This is a genomic window from Pseudomonas sp. Tri1, assembly GCF_017968885.1.
Lineage (GTDB): Bacteria > Pseudomonadota > Gammaproteobacteria > Pseudomonadales > Pseudomonadaceae > Aquipseudomonas.
In genome coordinates, this window is the sequence record NZ_CP072913.1 from 3,287,821 (window position 1) to 3,309,328 (window position 21,508).

19 protein-coding genes are annotated in these 21,508 nt (G+C 57.4%); 10 read left to right on the plus strand and 9 right to left on the minus strand.

Features of this window, described 5'->3' with window-relative positions:
* Positions 1–37 precede the first annotated feature (37 nt).
* From J9870_RS14045 to J9870_RS14055, 3 genes are all read left to right on the plus strand, one after another.
* Positions 38–778, plus strand: a complete 741-nt coding sequence (locus J9870_RS14045) for an IclR family transcriptional regulator C-terminal domain-containing protein (RefSeq protein WP_210644967.1) — start codon at positions 38–40, stop codon at positions 776–778.
* A gap of 204 nt (positions 779–982) precedes the next feature.
* Positions 983–2,428, plus strand: a complete 1,446-nt coding sequence (locus J9870_RS14050) for an APC family permease (protein WP_210644969.1) — start codon at positions 983–985, stop codon at positions 2,426–2,428.
* A 107-nt stretch (positions 2,429–2,535) separates the two neighbouring features.
* Positions 2,536–3,114 (plus strand): NmrA family NAD(P)-binding protein, encoded by a 579-nt coding sequence (locus J9870_RS14055; protein ID WP_210644970.1) that lies wholly within the window; start codon positions 2,536–2,538, stop codon positions 3,112–3,114.
* A 213-nt stretch (positions 3,115–3,327) separates the two neighbouring features.
* Here J9870_RS14055 and J9870_RS14060 read toward each other — a convergent pair whose 3' ends face one another.
* Both J9870_RS14060 and J9870_RS14065 read right to left on the minus strand, forming a co-directional pair.
* Positions 3,328–4,038 carry a hypothetical protein gene (locus J9870_RS14060; RefSeq protein WP_210644972.1) on the minus strand — a complete coding sequence of 237 codons (711 nt, stop codon included), beginning with the start codon at positions 4,036–4,038 and terminating at the stop codon, positions 3,328–3,330.
* A gap of 58 nt (positions 4,039–4,096) precedes the next feature.
* The gene (locus tag J9870_RS14065; protein ID WP_210644974.1) at positions 4,097–5,281 is read right to left on the minus strand and encodes an aldo/keto reductase; all 1,185 of its coding nucleotides are present in this window, start codon (positions 5,279–5,281) and stop codon (positions 4,097–4,099) included.
* A 399-nt stretch (positions 5,282–5,680) separates the two neighbouring features.
* Between J9870_RS14065 and J9870_RS14070 the strand changes: the two genes are divergently transcribed.
* Entirely contained in the window at positions 5,681–6,451 is a 771-nt protein-coding gene (locus tag J9870_RS14070) for an AraC family transcriptional regulator (RefSeq protein WP_246883146.1), read from the plus strand.
* A gap of 74 nt (positions 6,452–6,525) precedes the next feature.
* Here the strand turns inward: J9870_RS14070 and J9870_RS14075 are convergent, their stop codons facing one another.
* From J9870_RS14075 to J9870_RS14100, 6 genes are all read right to left on the minus strand, one after another.
* The gene (locus J9870_RS14075) at positions 6,526–7,563 is read right to left on the minus strand and encodes a Gfo/Idh/MocA family oxidoreductase (protein ID WP_210644976.1); all 1,038 of its coding nucleotides are present in this window, start codon (positions 7,561–7,563) and stop codon (positions 6,526–6,528) included.
* A 6-nt stretch (positions 7,564–7,569) separates the two neighbouring features.
* Complete coding sequence (locus J9870_RS14080) at positions 7,570–8,457, minus strand: shikimate dehydrogenase (RefSeq protein ID WP_246883125.1); 888 nt, start codon at positions 8,455–8,457, stop codon at positions 7,570–7,572.
* Positions 8,458–8,575: 118 nt separating this feature from the next.
* Positions 8,576–10,012: an MFS transporter gene (locus J9870_RS14085; RefSeq protein WP_210644977.1), complete on the minus strand. Its 1,437-nt coding sequence runs from the start codon at positions 10,010–10,012 to the stop codon at positions 8,576–8,578.
* Positions 10,013–10,295: 283 nt separating this feature from the next.
* Positions 10,296–11,876: an aldehyde dehydrogenase (NADP(+)) gene (locus J9870_RS14090; protein WP_210644979.1), complete on the minus strand. Its 1,581-nt coding sequence runs from the start codon at positions 11,874–11,876 to the stop codon at positions 10,296–10,298.
* Positions 11,877–11,935: 59 nt separating this feature from the next.
* On the minus strand, positions 11,936–13,483 hold the full coding sequence (locus J9870_RS14095; protein WP_210644982.1) for an altronate dehydratase family protein: 1,548 nt from the start codon (positions 13,481–13,483) through the stop codon (positions 11,936–11,938).
* A 123-nt stretch (positions 13,484–13,606) separates the two neighbouring features.
* Positions 13,607–14,593 carry a LysR family transcriptional regulator gene (locus tag J9870_RS14100; protein ID WP_210644984.1) on the minus strand — a complete coding sequence of 329 codons (987 nt, stop codon included), beginning with the start codon at positions 14,591–14,593 and terminating at the stop codon, positions 13,607–13,609.
* A 120-nt stretch (positions 14,594–14,713) separates the two neighbouring features.
* Between J9870_RS14100 and J9870_RS14105 the strand changes: the two genes are divergently transcribed.
* The 6 genes from J9870_RS14105 (at position 14,714) to J9870_RS14130 (ending at position 20,963) form a co-directional block, all read left to right on the plus strand.
* Complete coding sequence (locus J9870_RS14105; protein ID WP_210644986.1) at positions 14,714–15,892, plus strand: fumarylacetoacetate hydrolase family protein; 1,179 nt, start codon at positions 14,714–14,716, stop codon at positions 15,890–15,892.
* Between the two features lie 289 nt (positions 15,893–16,181).
* A complete protein-coding gene (locus J9870_RS14110; RefSeq protein WP_210644987.1) occupies positions 16,182–16,988 on the plus strand; it encodes an IclR family transcriptional regulator in 807 nt (268 codons plus the stop codon).
* Entirely contained in the window at positions 16,985–17,785 is an 801-nt protein-coding gene (locus J9870_RS14115; RefSeq protein WP_210644989.1) for a fumarylacetoacetate hydrolase family protein, read from the plus strand. The genes J9870_RS14110 and J9870_RS14115 overlap by 4 nt, the downstream gene beginning before the upstream one ends.
* 3 nt (positions 17,786–17,788) lie before the next feature.
* Complete coding sequence (locus tag J9870_RS14120; RefSeq protein ID WP_210644993.1) at positions 17,789–18,682, plus strand: fumarylacetoacetate hydrolase family protein; 894 nt, start codon at positions 17,789–17,791, stop codon at positions 18,680–18,682.
* 21 nt (positions 18,683–18,703) lie between these two features.
* Positions 18,704–19,399, plus strand: a complete 696-nt coding sequence (locus tag J9870_RS14125; RefSeq protein ID WP_210644995.1) for a DUF4286 family protein — start codon at positions 18,704–18,706, stop codon at positions 19,397–19,399.
* Positions 19,400–19,682: 283 nt separating this feature from the next.
* The gene (locus J9870_RS14130; RefSeq protein WP_210644998.1) at positions 19,683–20,963 is read left to right on the plus strand and encodes an OprD family porin; all 1,281 of its coding nucleotides are present in this window, start codon (positions 19,683–19,685) and stop codon (positions 20,961–20,963) included.
* A gap of 106 nt (positions 20,964–21,069) precedes the next feature.
* Here the strand turns inward: J9870_RS14130 and J9870_RS14135 are convergent, their stop codons facing one another.
* A complete protein-coding gene (locus J9870_RS14135; protein WP_135845578.1) occupies positions 21,070–21,459 on the minus strand; it encodes a helix-turn-helix domain-containing protein in 390 nt (129 codons plus the stop codon).
* Between the last annotated feature and the right edge of the window lie 49 nt (positions 21,460–21,508).

The window sequence follows — 21,508 nt, forward strand, 5'->3', positions numbered from 1 at the left end:
CCGAGCATGGTGTCGACTGCACAAGGATGTAGAAAAGATGAATAGCCTTCGCCGCCTGCTCATGGTTTTCGACTTGTTTCGCCCTGAACAGCCGGTTATTGACGTGGAGATCATTTGCCAGGAGCTCGGCTTCACGCCCGCAACCGCCTATCGCTATCTGCGCGAGCTCGGCGATGCGGGCTTCTTGAAGCGATTGCCGCGCGGCTACGCACTCGGCCCGCGAATTGTCACGCTGGAGCATCAGATGACGAAGTACGATCCCTTGCTGGCGTGCAGCCGGGACCTGGTCGATAAATTGGTCGACGATACCGGCCTGGATGCGCTGGTCAGCGAATGGCATGGCGATTCAGTGGTCAACGTGCTGATCCAGCGGGGCTCCGATGCCGGCCCGGTCGGTGGCGACAGGGGACGACCGATCGATCTGCTCCACAGCGCGACTTCACGGGTCGTATTGGCGTATCTGCTGCCACGCCAGATCCGCCGCATCTATGACGTTCACGCGAACCTGACCGAACCGCTGCAGCAGGGCTTGGCGTGGAAGCCGTTCAGCAAGAGCCTGCTCGCCATCCGCAAGCAGGGCTACTGTATCAGCGAAAGCGAGCTGCACCCGGGACGCAGTGGCGTCGCGGCGCCGATCTTCGACGAAAAGCAGCGCGTCCTTGGCAGCATGACCCTGGTTGGGCGCAGTGAGCGGTTCCGTGCGTTTCAACCAGGCTACCTGTGCAACCTGGTGACCGGCGCGGCGTCGGAACTGACGGCGCGAATCGCCTTGCAATGAGGTGATAGCGGGGGCCGGATGACAGCCCTGCGGTTTTTTTCGAGGAGCGGACTCTGGTTACCGATTTGGGATAGTGGAGCGTTCAGGGAGAGGCATAGGATCGAATCCAGCGTGCAACAAGAACAACAACGCTATTCGGTGGCAGTGAGCGGTTGACTGCATCGTTCCTACAGCGACTGCCTCATACAACAAGGTCAAGAAAACATGAGTGTATCTCTCCCGGTCAACAGCTCTACGGGGCTCAAGCGTGGGGCCCTGGGTGTCGGCTTCATCATCTTCTTCGTGGTTTCGGCGGCGAGTCCCTTGAGTGTCATCGCTGGCGGTTTCCCCATAGGCATCATGCTGGGCAACGGCGCCGGCACGGCCTTGCTGATCCTGGCCCTGCTGGTGTTGCTGGCGTTCTCGGTGGGCTACACCACCATGTCCCGACATGTCACCAACGCCGGTGGTTTCTATGCATTCACGTCTCGCGGCCTGGGTGGTTTGGCCGGTGGGGCGGCGGGGGTGTTGGCGATGTTTGCCTACAACATCCTGCAAGTCGGGCTGTATGGCATGTTCGGTGGCGTAGTCAGCGGCACGATGGAGAGCGTGTTCGGCCTGGTATTGCCCTGGTGGACGTATTCGCTGATGGCGATGGTCAGCATTGCGATCCTTGGCTATCGCAAGATCGACCTGTCCGCCCGGGTGTTGTCGGTCATCGTGATCGCCGAATACCTGGCGATCCTGCTCCTGGATTTCGCCATTCTCCGGACGGGCGGCGACAGTGGCATCAATCTCGACGCGTTTGATCGCCGCCACGTGTTTAGCGGCACCCCGTCAATCGGCCTACTGTTCTGTTTCGCTGCGTTCATCGGCTTCGAGGCCACCACTATCTACGGCGAAGAGGCCAAGAACCCGCAACGCACGATCCCGATAGCCACTTACTGCTCGGTACTGTTGATAGGTGGTTTTTACGCGCTGTCGGTCTGGTCGATGGTGATCGGTGTAGGGGCGGACAAAATCGTCGCCACGCTCCAGGCCTTGCAGGACCCGACGACGTTTATCTATGGCATGTCCGATCACTTTGTCGGACCACACCTGACCCAGGTCATCCGCGTGCTGTTCATGGTCAGCATCTACGCCGGGCTGTTGGCGTTCCACAATGCCGCGGCCCGTTACTTCTATGCCATCGGCCGTGACGGTTTGCTGCCGAGCCGGTTGGGAACCACCCATCGTGTGCACCAGAGCCCGCACATGGGCTCGGCGTTGCAGAGCTTGATCTCCGCCGTGGTCGTGCTGATTTTCGCGGCGATGGACGCCGATCCGATCCTGCAATTGTTCGCCTGGCTGTCCAACCTGGCGACGCTTTGCGTGATCTTGCTGATGGCGCTCACTTCCGCGGCGGTATGGGTCTTTGCCCAGCGCCACCCCGAGCTCAAGCTGGGGATCTGGCGTGGGCGGATTTTCCCCGGTTTCTCTTGCCTTGCGCTATTGGCGGTCCTGGTCATCGCAGTGGTGCATTTCGATGTGCTGACGGGCGCGAGCAAGGCCCTGTCATACGGACTCTGCGCGATCATTCCCGCAGCGCTGCTGGCGGGCGTGTTCCTGGCGGCGCGGCTGCGCCAGGTGTCGCCGGAGCGGTTCATGGCCCTGGGTAGCCACAAGCTTTAAACATTGTCAGAAAAGGATATTTCGTTCGCAGCGGAATATCCGTTTAACTGACCCCAACGCCGGATTCGAAATTTCATGGTCCCGTGTTCGCACCGGACGAGGTACAAATGGGCCTGAACATGGTCCAAGCCGCGCAGCGCGCTGGAGTGGAGACGTTCGTGTTCTCGTCGGTGATTCACCCCATCCTCGACCTGCCCAACCATGCCGCCAAGGCGCCAGTGGAACGGGCGCTGGTGAGTTCGAGGATGAGGTACACGATCTTGCACCCGACCATGCTGTTCCAGAACTACGCTCAGTCTTGGGGGAAAATTCTGGAAGGGGGAATTCTTGCTGAACCTTGGGCCCCCCAAACTCGCTTCAGCCGCGTGGACTATCGCGACGTTGCCGAAGTGGCGGCCATTGCGTTGACTGAGGATCGACTGGCGTACGGTACCTTCGAACTGTGCGCGCCAGGCATCCAGTCTCGCTCCGAAGTGGCAGCGATACTGAGTGAGGTCCTTGGGCGAAATATCGGGGTTGGTACGATCGATCGCGCAATGCTCACTGACTCGCCGGGCGACATGATCAGCATGTTCGCGCACTATGATCATGCGGGACTGCTCGGCAGCGCACTGCCCCTGCGGACGATCCTCGGTCGTGAGCCGCGCACATTGCGGGCGTACTTTGAAGAACTGGCCCGCCAATAGGACGTCCCCGCTGCCTGTCGGCTTGCAACTTCCTGAGCGAATTGAGCCGGTCGGCTAGAAAACCCCGGCCTCCTGCCATACACCCTCAAGGTCAGGTCAACGCCAGGGAGGCAAAGGACGGCTATGTTTCAATCAAAGTGTCACCTATGGGAATGCACTTTTTTTGTAACCCATGTGGTTGTCCCGTACACAATCGTCAGGTCCAGGCTCCGCTTAAGTGGGAGGGCTGAGCGAAGGAAGTTTTCTTGCGCCTGCTATAGAGTTTAACCAGAACAGAATGGCTGCGAGAGAGGCGGTTACTATCAGCGTGAGCCACATGATGACCAACAGGGGGAACGTGACAGTATTGTTTAACTCACGAAAAAGGCCGAAGGCAAAAGCGGTGTACCAAGACACACCCGAAACTGCACCTGATGCGAGAAATAAGGCAGCTCTCCTGCGGGAGACTCCAAAGAGCAGCGGACGACTCAAGTCGCGTAGGGCTGCTGGCAACACAAGCGCGTGGATGATTATTCCGTTGATGGTCAGGACGATCACCACAATCACCTTGGCCCAGAGTTTAGGATTTTCCAACTTTTCCGGCGACTCCATCGCGTAAAGGGCCAGGAAACCAAGGCCTGAAAGCCATAGGAGGCATAATCCAGCAGTCACCGCGTCGCTGATGAAGTGAAAGGTGCGTCCGATCTCAACGGGGAGGCTACCCCTGCGCATCCAACGGAAAATCCAGAGGTCCAGCATCGTTGCCCCGCCGAGACCGAAGCACATACCGAGCAGGTGTATACCTACAAGGAGTGTCAGAACGTTTAGCTGTGGGAATGGATCAGGCAAGGGAACGCTCAGCGCAAGTGTGTCCGCGAGTAAGTGATCGCTACTGGAGAGCGCAAGTAGGCCGCCGAAAATCATGAAAGACGTTCGTATCTTCATTTGTTACGACCTCAGGCTAGTGTTCTTATTCAGCTGGTAGCACGGGCGTGGACCCTACTCAGGAAGGAACCGGTGCTTGCGCATCGATCAAGCTCTGGCTCTTGAGCTCCTCCCAAAAGGCTGACGGAATACCGACCTTCATCGCTTGTACATTGGAAACTATCTGCCCCGGCGAACGCGCCCCCGGAATGATCGCGGACACTTGCGGATGTGCCGCGGCGAACTGCAGGGCGGCAGTATGAATGTCGATGCCATGTCGGCCGGCAACCGCCATGATCCGCGCGCGCTTTTCTACCGCTCCGGCAGGTAGATCCAGGCTGAAGTTATATCGGCTGCGCCCTCCCAGAAATCCATCATTCAGGGGTGTTCCAACCACGACACTGGTGCCCTTGCTTCTCAATGCCGGAAAGGTGTTGCGCAACGCATCGCTGTGGTCGAGGAGGGAATACTGGCAGGCAAGCAACACGATGTCGGGCGTCGGGTCATTACTGGTCAGGGCCTGAACCACGGCGTTCGGTGTATTGACTCCCAAACCCCATGCCTTGATGAGCCCTTCATCACGCATCTTTTCAAGCTCAACCATCGCCCCTGTGCGCGCAATTTGATACGCCGCTTCCCATCCGCCCTCCAGCTCGGTGTTATCTGGCGAGAGGTCATGGATAAAGACGATATCGATACGGGGTAACCCCAGACGCTGCAGGCTGTCTTCCACGGAGCGGCGCGTGCCTGCAGCGGTGTAGTCATATCGATAGTTGAAGGGCGCTGGCGACTTCCAGATGGCATGGTCCGCACGCCGGCCACCAGCGGCCGTCAATACGCGGCCGACCTTGGTAGAGACCACATAATCGTCTGGATTTTTGTCGTGCAGGAAGCGGCCTAGACGATATTCACTCAAGCCAAACCCGTAGAACGGCGATGTGTCGTAAAGCCTTACACCCGCCCCCCAAGCAGCCTGCAGAACCAAAGCCGCCTGCTCGTCGCTGATTGGCGCAAAGATATTGCCAATCTGCGTCCCGCCCATACCAAAGCGTTGAGGCGTCATGTATCTCATGGCAAGCGAGGGCAAATTGAGGGGTAGGTCTGTGCGCACGAGCCGCCCCTGCGTAGGCATCACGCTTCCGCGTTCTGTCAGCGAAGAGGGCGCTGGAGCTGTAGCCAGCGAACTTGCGACAGTCGATGCTGGCAGCAAAGCGGCTGCAACAGCGCCAGCCGCCGAATAGGTAAGAAAATCTCGTCTGTCCATCCAGCATTCCTTTCGCGACTGAGGGTTCTCGGGCTCATCGAAGCCGGTAATTGGTACTAAAAGTTAGAGCAACGAGGGTTAGCCGAGTGACCCTAATACGCCATATCTTTTGCACAATCCTGCCGATGCACTTGTGCTGGTCACGCACTCTCAGCAAACTCGAGCATTCCGTATATAGGGGCACATGTGATGACGAGCGGTTCCTCCTCGCAGTTCCGTTTCAGCCATGTGCGTTCCCTGGGCATGCACGAACCCGCTCAGCCCAACGAACGCCTTCGGGCACTCAGACGGCTTATCGAAAAAGTCACCCTGCAGATTGGGTTGAACGAGGCTTGCACAACGTCGATTCCAGGCTAGAGCTTTTATCGAGTAGCCGAGCTAGGTACGCCCACGTACTGCATTTATGAACCTTGCGTGGCGATCATTCTGCAGGGTGCGAAGGAGATCGCGTTCGGCGAGCAAGCCTGTGAGTTTGAGCAAGGGGCGTTTTTCGTCACTTCGGTCGATATACCCACACTGGCTCGCGTTACCGCGGCTAACGAGCAAACCCCTTATTTATCAGTTGTGTTGAAGCTCGATTTTTCCATGCTCAATGAGGTGATCCTGACCCTGGAACCGCCAAAGCAGGAAATGGCTACTGCGGCGCGTGGCTTCGTATCCGGTGTGGCGACGAGTGAGATGCTCGATGCGTTCGTTCGACTCGCCACGCTGATCGAACGGCCGCTTGAAGCAGGCTTGATGTCGGGCCTTATCAAGCGGGAGATATACGGTAGGCTGCTGCTCAGTGAAGCGGGGCATTTGTTGCGCAGCGTCACTCGCGAGGGTTACCGAGACAAGGGCATCGTGAGAGCCATTGAATGGCTGAAATATCACTACGATAAACCGTTGCAAGTGGCCGACCTCGCCGAACGATCGGGCATGGCCAGCTCTACCCTGCATCACCGCTTTCGCAAGCTGACAGGTACCAGCCCCATTCAGTATCAAAAATCGCTACGGCTGCAAGCCGCGCGCAGCCTGATGTTGACCGAGAGGGTAGACGTGAACACCGCCGCGTTGCGGGTCGGCTATGAAAGCGTCGCTCAATTCAGTCGCGAATACGCCCGGCGTTTCGGAGCCCCACCGTCGCGAGACATCAAGCACGCACGGGAGAATGGTGGACGGCTCGACTAATTAAGCGACCCAATCACCTCAATCCAGACAGAGACCGGCGCAAGTCGCAATTGTTAGCTGTCTAGGTGTCGGATTCAGCTCGGTGGCTCGAATCGTTCAGGCGTCGGCGCAAGCGTCAAAAGCGCACCTCCTTGCCGAGCCGAAGCGTAGGCGGCGTCCATGACCTGCATGATGGCCTCGGCGTCGCGTAATGAGGCAATGGGCTTGGCGCCGTTACGACATTCAGCAAGCACCTGCTTGACGAACAGTGGGTAATAGACGTCTGTGTCCAGTTGTAGTCGGCGGCTTCGAGTGCCGGCCGCCAGGTTATGTCGATCCCTTATTTCGATGCGGTCGGGACCTGATTTGGCATACATGTGATCAGATGAAAGGGTGAAAGAGAACTCGCGCTGCTCGTCGGCGGTACTCGGAAAACTGTATCCCGTTTCCACAACCCCGATCACGCCATCTTCAGTTTGCAGGGTCAACAACGAATAGTCTTCGACGGCACCCCGATGCGTGAGCGAATTCATGACCGCTGAGACTCGCGAGACTTCCTTACCGGTCAATAACCTGAAGAGATCGATGAAATGCGTCGCCACGTTGATCGTCGATCCGCCTCCAGAAAAAACGGGATCGATGGCCCAGCCCGAGCCTGCCGTTTCATAGCGAGCGGGCGGACCTACGATGAAACGGAAAGACATGTAGTTGAAGTCCGTGGCCAAGTGTCCCTCAGCGTCTTGCAGCGCGCTAAGCAGTTCACTCATGCGGAAGATCAGCGGCACAGCACAGTAGAGATTGGCTTGCTCGGCCAGCTCGCGCAGCCGTGTGACCTGCGCCATGTTGATGCCGCAGGGCTTTTCCAAGGCAAAGGGGATGTTTCGTGCGATTACGGCCTCCGCCAGCGACGGCATTTGCGAATGCCTGCCGAACACGAAAGCAAAATCGACCTCCTCGCGCTCAAGCAACTCATAGGAAGAGCTATACAAAGGACATTTGAATCGCTCGGCAATGGCTGCGCCCTTCACGTGCTCTGAATCCGACACGGCCACCACTTGGACCCCATGGGTCTCAAGGGCATTCAGGTACAGCGGGACATGCCAATGGCTGACTTCCAGTAACGCAACTTTCATATGTGCTCACTCCTGGCGCGGTGCTGTTACGTTATCGGGGTGGTAATCGAACCCAAGGAAGCGCAGTGCAAGCAGCGCCTGACCTTTGTGCATGGGGCCCCCGTCCTGGGTGCGACAACCTCGTTTACGCGCAGCATCGCAAAGCGGTGTCGAGTCCGGCGAGTTGATGATATCGACGACGAGGGTGCCGGGCTGGAGCCGGTCGGGGTCCACAGGCATAGGATCATTCTTGCTCATGCCAAGCGGCGAGGCATTGATGACGATTTCGTGGCCATGTGGGTCCGGTGGGCCGGACTGCGTCATGCAACCTGTTTCGGCAGCAACGGCTTTCGCCAGCTCCTCGGCTCGCTGTTCGTCGACATCGGAGATAGTGAGGGATCGGGCGCCCGCCGACGCGACGGCAAATGCGATCGCTCTGCCTGCGCCTCCAGCACCGACCAAAAGAACGCTTTTGTTCGCTGGATAATAGCCTTCCCATTGCATGCCAAGCACACAGCCGAGGCCATCGAATACGGCACCGACCCAGCGTCCGTCTGTCTCGCAACGAATGACGTTGATTGCACCGACTTGACGAGCAGTCGGATGAAGTTCGTCGACAACCGTCAGCATCCTTTGCTTATGAGGCATGGTGACCAGGATGCCGGCGAGATTGTTCAGCGCTCTGGCACCCTTCACGAACGCGGACAGATCATCGGCCTTGACCTCCAATGGAATACAAACCGCGTCTGCCTGCTGTTCTATAAAGAGTCGGTTGAATAATTGCGGAGACTTGGCAGCCGCCAGCGGATGGCCGACCAATCCATAAAGCCGAGTTGTTCCTGTGATATGTAAGGCCATGGTTGCCTGATATTCGATGTTGACGGGAAGAGGCGTCCTGGCGGCTTCTTGGGTCATGCACAGCGTCGATGGCTATGCATTGGCAAAGTGCCGACCGCAGGATGCTGCTCTGCCCGTCGGGCCTGTGTGGGTCGCGAAAACCTAATGGTCGCACCAGTGTGATCGTCGAAAGTCGTTATGAGTGCAGTTGGCTAGCCAGATCCTTCGGTGCATCTGTCTGAGCTGTGCCCTGCATCGCGTCGGCCCGCATACGCTCGTATTCTTCCTTGGCAATAGGCACTGCGTTGCGCTTGCCGAGATCTTCAAGGCGAATCCGGTATGTTTCACGGGTAGTGAAGGCCGCGATCGCAGCGATAACACAGATACCTAATGTAAGAGAACCGATTTTTAGGGGGATATTCTCGGAGCCGGGGGGCGCAACAGTGACGAAGATTGCCGGGAGAAACGCAGTCATCGCAGTGCCGATATTCTGTCCGATGGCCATGCCGGTCACACGCACACGTGTACGGAACAATTCGGGAAAGAGACTTGGGAATACGCCGTTGAAGCCCTGGTAGGCGACGCCCCACATGAGTACAGAGAGAATCAGCGACAGCCACAGGTTGTGGACGCTGATGGCGTACAGGTAGGCGTACGAGAGCAGTCCTGCGCAGAGAACGCCGATAATGACCGGTGGCCTGCGGCCGATCTTGTCTGAGAGGTTGCCAACGAAGGGAATCAGGATCACCGCGCACATGTTACCCAGCAGAGGAATCCACAAATAGACGCCTGCAGGGAAACCGATTCCATAGGCCGGTTGAACCGCATAGGTCGCGCCGAATACCGAGGCGACGATGGCGATCACCGCGGCAAGTGCCATGCAGATCACGCGCAAGAGATCCCCCCAGCTCTGCCGGATGACTTCGACGACTGGCAGAACAGTAGCTTCTTCGCCTTGCTTTTTTTGCTCGGCAAATGCGGGTGTCTCATCGACTTGGCGGCGAATGATATAGCCCATGATGACTACGACCACGCTGAGCAGGAACGGAATCCGCCAGCCCCAGGACGCGAACTGATCCGCAGGCATAAAGTGAGCAAGAGGCAAGAAAACGGCTGCCGCGAGCAACTGCCCGGCCTGAACCCCTTGCAAGGTAAAGCTCGCGAAGTAACCACGGCGGCCGGACGGAGCGTGTTCGAGAATCATGGAACTGGCGCAGGAGATCTCCCCAGCCACCGCGAACCCCTGAATCAGGCGCATCGTCACCAGCAGCAGCGGTGCCCAGATCCCGATCTGCTGGTAGGTTGGCAGAAGTCCGATGCACATCGTCGAGAAGCCCATCAGGAACATGCAGTAGACCAGAACCGTTTTACGGCCGTGGCGGTCACCCAAATGCCCCAGGACAACAGCACCTATGGGGCGGGCAATGTAGCCCACACCAAAGCTGGCCAGAGAGGCAATGATGCCGACCGCAGGGTTGTCGGATGGAAAGAAGAGCTGTGGAAACAGCAAGGCCGCCGCAGTCGCATAGATAAAGAAGTCGTAATACTCCAGTGCCGAGCCGATCCAACCGCTGGCTGCGGCTTTCTTTGACTGGCCTTTGGAATGAGCGTCGATCGGTATGCTCTGATTCATGACGTGTCTCCGGTTTCTCAATTGTTGTTATTGTAACTGCGTTCCATCAGTAATTCTGTTACCGAAATTACTGCCCTGTCAAGGGGAGTCGTTCCTTGGTCGATCAAGGGGACGCAGGTCATTTGTGAAGTGTTGAGGACATCCTCGCCAAGCCAAGCGAGCACGCTAAAGCCCGCTCGTGCAATTGAGCGAATAGGGTGTAAGAGAAGCAGGGTGGCCTTGAGGCGCGCTAGCCCGCGCGCCTCAATCAATCCGTCTACATACCGCCTGCACGTTTGCCAACCTACAAACTATCTCTCGAGAGAGAACCGTCGACGAGCCTCGAAATGTTCAACGGATTCGCGTTCTTTAGAGCATCGGGAAGCAATGCATCGGGGTAGTTCTGGAAGCAGACGGGTCTGAGGAAGCGGTCGATGGCCAAGGTCCCGACCGAGGTGCCACGACTATCGGAAGTCGCTGGATAAGGACCGCCGTGCACCATTGAATCGCAGACCTCGACACCGGTTGGGTAGCCATTGATAAGGATGCGGCCAACCTTCATCTCCAACGAAGCAGTCAACTCTACGAATTGCGTAAGGTCTTCAGGCTCACCAATCAAGGTTGCGGTCAATTGTCCGTGAAGGGCATTGATGGCCGCGTTGAGCTGCGCCTGGTCAGTGACCTCGATGAAGATTGACGTGGGGCCGAAGATTTCTTCTTGAAGGACCTTGTCGCCTTTTAGCAGCAACTCTACGTCGGCTTTGAATAATTGTGGCTGGGCCTGGTGCCCCTGTTGGTTGCTGCCAGCCAGATGCGCGATGCCTGGGTGCGCGTGCAGGTTCTGCAACCCAGAAGCGTAGCTACGCAGGGTGCCTGCGTTGAGCATTGTCTGTGCCGGTTGGTCGCTTATCAATGCCGCCACTCTATCCTGAAAGGCACTGAATGCATCCGAGCGAATGCCAATCACCAGCCCGGGATTGGTGCAAAACTGCCCACAACCTTGAACCACCGAGGCGGCAAGATCGTGAGCGATACTATCGGCCCGACGCGAGAGCGCTTGAGGCAGGATCACCACCGGGTTGATGCTCGACATCTCAGCGAAGACTGGAATGGGCTCGGGGCGAGCAGCGGCCATGTCGCATAATGCTCGACCACCCTTGAGCGAGCCGGTAAAACCAACGCCCTTGATGAGCGGGTGTTTTACCAAGGCTTCGCCTACGCCACTGCCATAGATCATGTTGAAGACACCGGCGGGCATGCCGCTGCGCTCAGCCGCCCGGATAATTGCGTTGGCGACCTGTTCCGCAGTCGCCATGTGGCCGCTGTGGGCTTTGAATATCACCGGACAGCCAGCCGCGAGCGCGGAGGCGGTATCGCCGCCAGCCGTGGAGAAAGCCAACGGGAAATTACTGGCACCAAATACAGCAACCGGACCGATTGCGGTGCGGTACTGGCGAAGGTCAGGCCGTGGCAACGGCTTGCGAAGTGGTAACGCTTGGTCGATGCGAGCGCCATAGAAGTCACCACGCCGCAGTACGTTTGCAAAGAGGCGCATTTGGCCACTGGTGCGTGCGCGTTCGCCTTGGATACGAGCTGCAGGCAATGCTGTTTCACGGCAAACCAGGGCAATAAACCCATCGTCCAAAGCATCCAGCTCTTGGGCAATGGCATCGAGAAACTCAGCCCGTCTGCCTGCGCTCAGGCTGCGGTAGCTGGAAAAAGCATTGTAGGCGGCATGAGCCGCGTCCTCGATTTCTTGCGCAGTCGCCTGGTGGAAGGCATAGGGTAAGGTTTCCCCCGTGCTGGCATCGACACTCTTGACGATAATACTGCCGGCGGCACTGCGCCGACCGCCGATAAAATTCTGGCCGGTAATGAAGGACATGGTTGTCTCCAGGTTGAATGTGCAGAGATAGCTGGGCAAGGCGCTTCCAGGACTGAAAATCAGGTGACGGCGCCGATCTGCCAAGGCACGAACTCATTTTGTCCGTATCCGTGTTGTTCGCTCATGCTGCGTTCGCCCGAGGCAATGCGCAGCATGGTTTCAAAGATCGCTGCACCGCACGCTTCGATGGTCAGCGTGTCTTCGGCTATTTCGCCGCAGTTGATGTCCATGTCTTCTCGTTGACGAGCCCATAAGGCGCTATTAGTCGCCAGCTTGATTGATGGGGCAGGGGCACAGCCATAGGCCGACCCGCGACCGGTGGTAAACGCAATCAGGTTGGCACCGCCAGCGACCTGGCCGGTTGCGGAGACCGGGTCATAGCCAGGGGTGTCCATGAAAACCAGCCCGTTGGCCGTGACGGCCTGGGCATATTCGTAGACATCCATCAGGTTGCTCGAACCGGCCTTTGCCACAGCCCCCAGGGACTTTTCCAGAATGGTGGTCAAGCCACCGGCCTTGTTGCCGGCAGAGGGGTTATTGTTCAACTCGGCCCCCATACGCTCGCAGTAGCGTTCCCACCAATGAATTCGAGCGATCAGTTTTTCGCCGACTTCACGGCTCACAGCCCGCCGTGTCAGCAAGTGTTCGGCACCGTATATTTCAGGGGTTTCGGAAAGAATCGCGGTACCGCCGCAGGCGACCAGGCGATCGACTGCATTGCCCAGCGCTGGGTTGGCAGTAATACCGGAGTAGCCATCCGAGCCACCACACTGCAGCCCAACGGTCAGATGGCGAGCGCTAACCGATTCACGTTGAATCTGATTGGCCTCGCCAAGCAATTGCTTCACGTGGTCGATGCCACTGGCGATGGCCTTGGATGTACCGCCACTGTCCTGGATGTTGAATGTGCGCAGGGTATTACTACGGGTCAGTCCCTGCGTCGTGAGTAACGAGTCGATTTGGTTCGTCTCGCAGCCCAACCCGATCACCAGCACGGCGGCAAAGTTGGTGTGGGTCGCGTATCCGGCCAATGTCCGGCGCAACATGCTCAAACCGTCGCCCGCAGGGTCAACGGCGCAGCCGGCGGAATGCGTCAGAGCAACAACACCGTCGACGTTTGGATACGCTTGCAGTGCGGCGGGATTGATGTCCCGACGAAAATGGTCTGCGATGGCCCGCGCGACTGTGGCAGAGCAATTCACTGATGTAAGAATGCCGATGTAGTTGCGCGTCGCGACGCGTCCGTCCGGGCGCACGATACCCATGAACGACGGGGCTTCACTTGGCTTGACGTTGGGCTTGGCATCGACGCTGAAAGCATAGTCGCGAGTGAATTCCCCCATGGCCAGGTTGTGCACATGGACATGCTCGCCTGCTTCTATATCGACAACCGCAAAACCAATGATTTGCCCATAGCGCCTTACCGGTTGACCTGCCTCGATACGCCGGGAGGCCACTTTATGGCCCGCCACAATCGCTTGCCGGACAGTCATGCCTTCCTGCTCTAGGATTTCGCCAGCGAGTAGCGGTCGGCGTGCGATCAGCACATCGTCCAGCGGGTTCAAACGCAGCACAGCTGCTGCGCCGGTTTTCATGATCAGTTCCATCGCATCCTCACGGGCTGCTGGGTGGTGCGCGGTCACTCATGGCGCCGCACTTTTGTGCCGGCACTATAGGATTCATAGAAATGGCTGCCTAATGAGAGCTTTCGATTGCTCGATAACTTTGCCTCATCGACCTTTGCTTGGATCGCTGCAGTGCCTCTTCTCTGAAGCCGTTTGCCGCAGTCTGGCGAACTCTAATAAGGTCGCAACAAACATCCGCGTTGGCTCTGACAGGGGCTCATCCTTGCGAGTGATAACCCCGTAGTCCTGAGATTCGACTTTGAAGGGCGTATTGAGAATTTGAAGCTGCCCATTTTGCAGTTGCGACTGGACCATGGACTCGGGGAGCATGGCGAGCATTGGCCCAGACTGCAGCAACTGCAGGAAGGTTTGCATCGATATTGTCTCCACCGTGTTGGTTGGCGGGGCAATCCTGAACATCGCGAAAGCGCGCTCCATGCGTTGTCGGATCGGCGTATTAAAGGGATACATGACCCATGGCCATTCGCTGAGTGCTTCGATGGGGACCTCTTCAAGTTGGCACAGAGGATGTGTGCTGTTCGCGACGAGACAAAAGGGTTCAGGTCCCAGCGAGGTAAATTCGAAAGGCTGATAAGCCTCATCCGTGAAGCGTGCGATGATCAAATCGAGTTTTTTTTGTTCGAGCATTTCCAGCAAGTGGTTGCTGGTTTGTTCGATCACCTCGATAGAAAGCAGGGGGCGCTCCCGTTTGATGCTGGCAATCGCTTCAGGCAGTACCACTGATGTCGCGGCGAAAATGGTGCCGACTTTTAAATGACCATGCCCGCCTTTTCGCAGTTTGTTGACCTGGTCGACGAACGACTCCGTGTCTTCCAAGGTAATACGTGCATAACGGGCTACGAACTCTCCTAGTTCAGTAAGCACCAGGCTGCGGGTTTGACGTTCAAACAGTGGGAAACCCAGGAGAACTTCCAGGTCGCGAAGCAATTTACTGATGGCCGGTTGCGTAACATTCATGTGTTCTGCGGTGGTGTGCATATTGCGGGTCTTGGCCAGGCTATTGACCAGTACCAAATGTTTGATCTTCAGCCAGCGGGAGACACTGGCAAAATTAATTTGATCGTTTTCCATCGGATAAGGCCTTGTCTGTCGATAACGAAACAGCATTGATTAGTGAGTTTCTTTCATTGGGATTTACGGGAGCGGTCCATTAGTTTTACGGCTCTGATGGCCGACTGATCTGGAAGCTCTATGGCGAACTTGAAACTGACGCGCGAAAACACCCTGCCAGTGGATGGCTTGGCCGGAACACTGATCGGCCGTGCCTGGATCCCGGGTGCGGTTGCAGGCCCCTCGCCAGTGGTGCTGCGCGATGACGGTGTGTTTGATCTTTCTGAAGTCTTTTCGACAATGAGCGAACTGTTGGAACACACCTCGCCGTTGTTGGCGGTTCGTCAGGCGTCTGGCAGGTACGTCGGGACTGTCGAGGAATTGCTTGGAAACACTGGCAACCATGTTGATCCCGGCAAGGCATCGCTGTTGCCCCCAGCAGATTTGCAAGTCATCAAGGCAGCCGGGGTGACGTTCGCTTCCAGCATGATTGAGCGGGTAATCGAGGAGCAGGCCCGAGGCGATGCTGCAAAAGCGGAAAGTGTTCGCCGCTTGGTGCAAGAAGCCATCGGCGATAACTTGCGGGCAATCAAGCCGGGCTCGCCAGCAGCGATGCGCCTTAAGGCTGTGCTGATCAAGCAAGGCATGTGGTCGCAATACCTGGAGGTCGGTATCGGCCCGGACGCGGAGATTTTCACGAAGGCACCGGTTCTGGCCGCCGTGGGCAGTGGCAGCGAAATCGGCATCCATCACAAGTCTGAATGGAACAACCCAGAGCCGGAAATTGTGCTGGCGGCGAACAGCCGAGGCCAAGTGCATGGCGTCACCTTGGGCAATGACGTCAATTTGCGTGATTTCGAAGGCCGCAGCGCACTGCTGCTGAGCAAGGCCAAGGACAACAATGCGTCCTGTGCGATCGGCCCATTTATTCGTCTGTTCGATGAAACGTTTACCCTCGACGACGTGCGCAACTGCGTCGTGGATTTGCAGGTTCAGGGCGACGACGGCTTCATCCTCGAAGGCAGCAGTTCCATGGCGTTGATCAGCCGTGATCCGTTGGATCTCGTGGCCCAGACGGTCGGCGGCGATCACCAGTACCCTGATGGCTTCATGCTTTTTCTCGGAACACTGTTTGCGCCTACCCAGGATCGTGAGGCACCGGGAAGTGGCTTCACGCATAAGCAGGGTGATGAGGTCAGCATTGGGAGCCCGTTGCTGGGCACGTTGCGCAACACAGTCACCTACAGCCATGAGGCTGCGCCCTGGACTTTCGGCTTGCGAGCGATGATGCACAATCTTGCTGCCCGCGGGCTGCTGTAGGTAAGGCCGGTGGGTGAGCTGCATTGGGTGTTCTCCCGCAACGATTGAACAAACACGGGTGCACGTCTATTGATAAAGAGCCGAATCCGAAGGGTCCGTTTTTTATATCCGACAGGCGTCTCCCACTTTCTGGAGACCCGGTTGCATGGCTAGCCCTGTCTCGATAAGGCCAACCAGGTACAAGCAGGTTTGACTTATCGGGTGACGCCTGCATACTATTGGAACGTCGTTCCAGTACGAACAATGTTGCTCACATTCACCTCATTGTCAAAGATAAGTCGAGAAAAATATGAGAGTCGTCAAAGGTGCTGTTGACCGTTGCCTGGAAGCTATTGAGCTGCTGGCGCGTGAAGCTCGCTGGATGCGGATGTCCGATATCGCAGCCGAGCTGAGCTTGGAAAAGGGACCTGCTCATCGAGTGCTTGCTCAGTTAGTCGAGCAAGGGTGGGCAGAACAGGATGAAGCCACCTCGCAATACCGATTGACTCTCAAGCTGGCACTGCTGGGGCAGCGCTATTTACATGGGATTGGCTTACCTGAGTTGGTCCAGCCGATCCTTGAGCAAGTGGCTGTTCAGTGCCAAGAGTTGGTGCGCCTGACGGTGGTCAACGAGGGCACCTTGTCCTGGCTGTCTTCGGCCCAAGGCGCCGCGCCAGGGCTTATGTATTCGCCGGCCATGGATAAGCCGATCAATCTCTACGCCACCGCCAATGGCAAAGCCTGGCTGGCCTCAATGCCGGATGAACTGGCCATTGAGCATGCGCTGCGTAGCGGACTGGGAAAAGCTGACGCCGGGATGGGGCAGGGGCCGAAAGCGATCAACAGCATCGAAGGCCTGTTGGCCGAGCTGGCGCTGACCCGCAAGCGCGGGTATGGCTTGGTCATTGAGGAAGCCGAGGCGGGTGTCTGGGCGATTGCCGTACCGGTCAAGCTGGTTCCGTCTGGCACTGTGGTCGGGACGATGAGTATCGCCGGCCCGGTCTTGCGCATGCAGCCTGAACGTTATGACCAATTGCATGCCCTGCTGGAAGATGCCGCCAACAAGTTGGGGACGGTTTGGCCGCGCCAGAACAGCGTGCATACGGAGACCGTATGAGCCAGCTCGCACCTGCATGGACCGAGGCGGGGTCAGGGTTGGAAGTCGCCGCTGCCGCTCTGGTCCGTGCACGGCTGGAGGGGGTTCGGCTGGCAGCCTTGCCAGGCCCGAACCTGCCAAGCAGCCTCGCACAAGGTTTTGCCATTCAGCAGCATGTGGGGCCGTTGGCTGGAAAAACCGTGGGGGGGTGGAAGTGTGCATTACCCCCGGCTGGCAAGTGGATCGTGGCCCCGATCTACAGCGACAGCATCGTAAAAGGCGAACGTTACCGAATGGCCGCTGACGCCGATAAGGCGCGCATCGAGCCTGAATTGGCCTGCGTCCTGGCCCATGATTTGCCGGCACGTGCGGAGCCTTATACCGCTGAGCAGATCGCTGCAGCGATCTGCGCCGTGCACGTGGCATTGGAAGTGATCGACTGCCGTTACACCGATCCACACACACTGCCGTTCGAGCACCTGCTCGCGGACGGTCTATTCAATCACGGCCTGGTACTCGGGGCGCCAATCACGCTGTCGAATCCTGCCAGCATGCCCTCTGAACTGGATATCACCCTGAGCGATGCAACGGCAGAGCTTGTGAATATCAAGGGCCGCCATCCGGACGGAGATCCGTTGTTGCCGATCGTATGGCTGGCCAATTTTCTGTCTACACAAGGGATAGGGCTGCAAGCTGGGCAGGTGATTATCACCGGGTCCTATGCAGGTGTTCTCGATGTGCCCGTCAATCAGCCACTGCATGTTGAGTTCGGCGAAGCCGGCTCATTGTCTGTCCATTTCTCAACGCTGGAGGAGTAACAAATGCGCTTAGTTCGTTTTGGTTTACCGGGGCAGGAACAGCCCGGAATCTTGGATTCGCAAGGAGTCGTTCGAGACCTCTCGGGCATTGTCGATGACATCGATGCATCGGCCCTGAGCCCCACAGTGCTTGAAAAACTGCGGGCTGTTGACGTTGAAAAGCTGCCAGTGGTGGCGCCTGGCACACGTCTTGGTCCATGCGTAGGCAACGTACCGAACCTGATTTGCATCGGCCTGAACTACTCCGATCACGCGGCCGAAACGGATACACCTATCCCGAGCCAGCCGGTGGTCTTCAACAAACACACCGCGTCCATCAGCGGCCCCAATGACCCGGTGATTTTACCAACGGGTGCCCAGAAGCTTGATTGGGAAGTCGAATTGGCCATCGTCATCGGTACGCCTGCCTGGCAGATCGATGAGTCGCAGGCATTGAATCACATTGCCGGTTATTGCCTGGCCAATGATGTTTCCGAGCGGGCTTATCAGCTTGAGTACGAAGGTCAGTGGACCAAGGGGAAAAGCGGTTTTTCGTTTGCACCACTGGGACCTTGGCTGGTCACTCGCGACGAAATTGCTGATCCGCAGGCACTTGACCTCTGGCTCGACGTGAACGGCAAACGTCTCCAGACCGGCAATACCCGTACGATGATTTTCAGCGTTGCCCATATTGTCGCGTACCTCAGTCGCTTCATGCCGCTAATGCCGGGTGACGTCATCATTACCGGTACGCCACCCGGTGTAGGGCTCGGGCAGAAACCACCGGTATTTCTCAAGGCGGGTGACACCATGCGTGTCGGTGGCCAAGGGCTGGGTGAGCAATTTCAGACCGTGGTTCCTTACGTGGCTGAAATGGGCGCTGCATGGGGCGCCGGTCGCCATCCCAATGTTGACTGACTATCGCTAGAGGAAAACGCTATGAGCTTTGCAGGAACAGGTGTAGTCGCGATCTGGCATGATCTTTTGCCCGAAGCGCGGGATGAGTTCTATGAGTGGCATAACCGTGAGCATATGCCTGAGCGAGCCGGAATTCCGGGCTTTTTGCGGGGGCGCCGATACCTCGCTCTGGATGCAGGGCCGACCTATTTCAACCTCTATGAGGCCGACACTGTGCAGGTGTTGGGCGGGCAGGATTATTTGTCGCGTCTCAACAGTCCGACGGCATGGACCCAACAGTCGGTGCAGTCCTATCGCAACGTCGCGCGATCCATTTGCGAGGTCACTTACACCAGCGGTGTGGGGCAGGGCGCGTATTTGTTAACGGTCCGTTTCGATGTCGTCGAAGGGCGGCATAAATCGGTGTCAGACGCATTGCGTCAACGCGTGCTTCCTCCCCTCGCGGATAAACAGGGTATTACGGGCGTGCATTTGTGTGTGGCTGATGAGGCCGTGAGCAAGGTTGAAACCGCAGAGAAAAAGGCCCGCGCCGAAGGGACCCAAATACCAGCCTGGATCGTCATGATCGAAGGTTGTGCGCCCGACTACGTTCGTGTCGCCGGCGAGTCTTTTGTGGCGGAGCTGCAACGGCTGTTGGAAGGGCAATCGATGGGACCGGAAACCACGCTTTATCAATTGGAATACACACGTTGCAAAACGCCGGGGAGTGCGGGTTGATCGCCGAGCGTTCGAGTACGTTTTAACTTTCAGTCGTTGTTCTTACGCTATTCCCCACGAGCGTGCCATTACCGGCATTGAGTCAGGCTCGCGCCTGCGCACGCTCGGGTTTTGCATAAGACGATATTAAGCAATTGTAAGTTTCTCAATAGAGGGCTGTTGCAAGACATATAAGTGATCCTGCAGTCGCTCGGTAGTTAGCTCTTCAAACTGCCTGTGCGTAGATTTAATTACGAACTAAAAGCTGCCACAAAACAATAATAATTCATTGTGAGAAAATATCATGCGCTACCCTGTTATTTCCCGCAGCGTGCCTGCACATCAATCTCTGATCAGTCTGACTCTTGCGGTCTGCGCGGGTTCGTCAGCGGCTGTTCAAGCCGATCAGAATAGCGGCTTTGTTGATGGCGCCAAGGCCACCCTCAATTTGCGCAACGCTTACATCAATCGTAACTTCACCAACCCGAACGCCGCCCAAGGCAAAGCCGAGGAATGGACCCAGAGCTTCATCCTCGACGCCAAGTCCGGTTTCACCCAGGGCACGGTCGGTTTCGGCGTGGATGTGCTGGGCACATACTCGCTCAAGCTCGACGGTGGTCGCGGCACGGCGGGTACACAATTGCTGCCAGTGCACGATGACGGTCGCCCGGCCGACGATTTCGGTCGCCTGGGCGTGGCCCTCAAGGCCAAGGTGTCGAAAACCGAGCTGAAGGTCGGTGAGTGGATGCCGGTGCTGCCGATCCTGCGCTCCGACGACGGTCGTTCCCTGCCACAAACCTTCCGTGGCGGCCAGGTCACCTCCACCGAGATCAGCGGCCTGACCCTGTACGGTGGTCAGTTCCGCGCCAACAGCCCGCGCAACGACGCGAGCATGGAAGACATGTCGATGAACGGCCGCGGCGCGTTCACCTCCGACCGTTTCAACTTCGGCGGCGGCGAATACGCCTTCAACGAAAAGCGCACCCAGGTCGGCGTCTGGTATTCGGAACTGTCCGACATCTACCAGCAACAATACTTCAACCTGACCCACAGCCAGCCCATCGGCGACTGGACCCTGGGCGCCAACCTCGGCTACTTCATCGGCAAGGAAGACGGCAGCGCCCTGGCCGGCGACCTGGACAACAAGACCGCGTTCGCCCTGCTCTCGGCCAAATACGGTGGCAACACCTTCTACGTCGGCCTGCAGAAAGTCAGCGGCGACGATGCCTGGATGCGCGTCAACGGCACCAGCGGCGGCACCCTGGCCAACGACAGCTACAACTCCAGCTACGACAACGCCAAGGAAAAATCCTGGCAAGTGCGCCATGACTTCAACTTCGCCGCCGTCGGCGTGCCGGGCTTGACCCTGATGAACCGCTATATCAGCGGCGACAATGTGCACACCGCCACTGTCGATGACGGCAAGGAATGGGGCCGTGAAACCGAACTGGCCTACACCGTGCAAAGCGGCGCGCTGAAAAATCTCAGCGTTAGATGGCGAAACTCGAGTATTCGCAGGGACTTCAGCACCAACGAATTTGATGAAAATCGGATCTTTATTAATTACCCTATATCGTTATTGTGACGAATATTCCGCTCGCCTAATACCTGGCAGTGTGGCTTCTGCGATCGCTTGAACAGCAACTAACTTCATCAGGCGGTTGCAGGTAAGCCTAGGGTCAAACAGGCACTTAATGTGGCATTTGCAGGTTTACCTCAGCAGTCTCGTCAAACTTCAAGCGGGCCGCTTCAACCTCGGGCAATTTGTCGAGTGTCCATTTATGCAATTCGCGAAATGGCTGCTGCAGTGTTCGACCCAGTTGGGTGATCTCATACTGCACTGCCACGGGCGAGAACGAAATGACCTTGCGCGAGACGAGGCCATTTCGTTCCAGCCGCCGCAAGCACTGTGTCAGTGCCTTCTGAGTGACGCCCTCCAGGCGACGCTTGATGGCATTAAAGCGGTGCGGGCCATCATCCAGCACCGCCAGTACCATCATTGACCACTTATCTGCGATCTGGTCGAACAGCGCCCGGCTTGGGCACTCCGACGAAAAACATTGCGGCTTTAATTCCAGCATCGAAGTTTCCTCATGTATACCTAGGCGACTCTAAGTGCCTAATTGACAT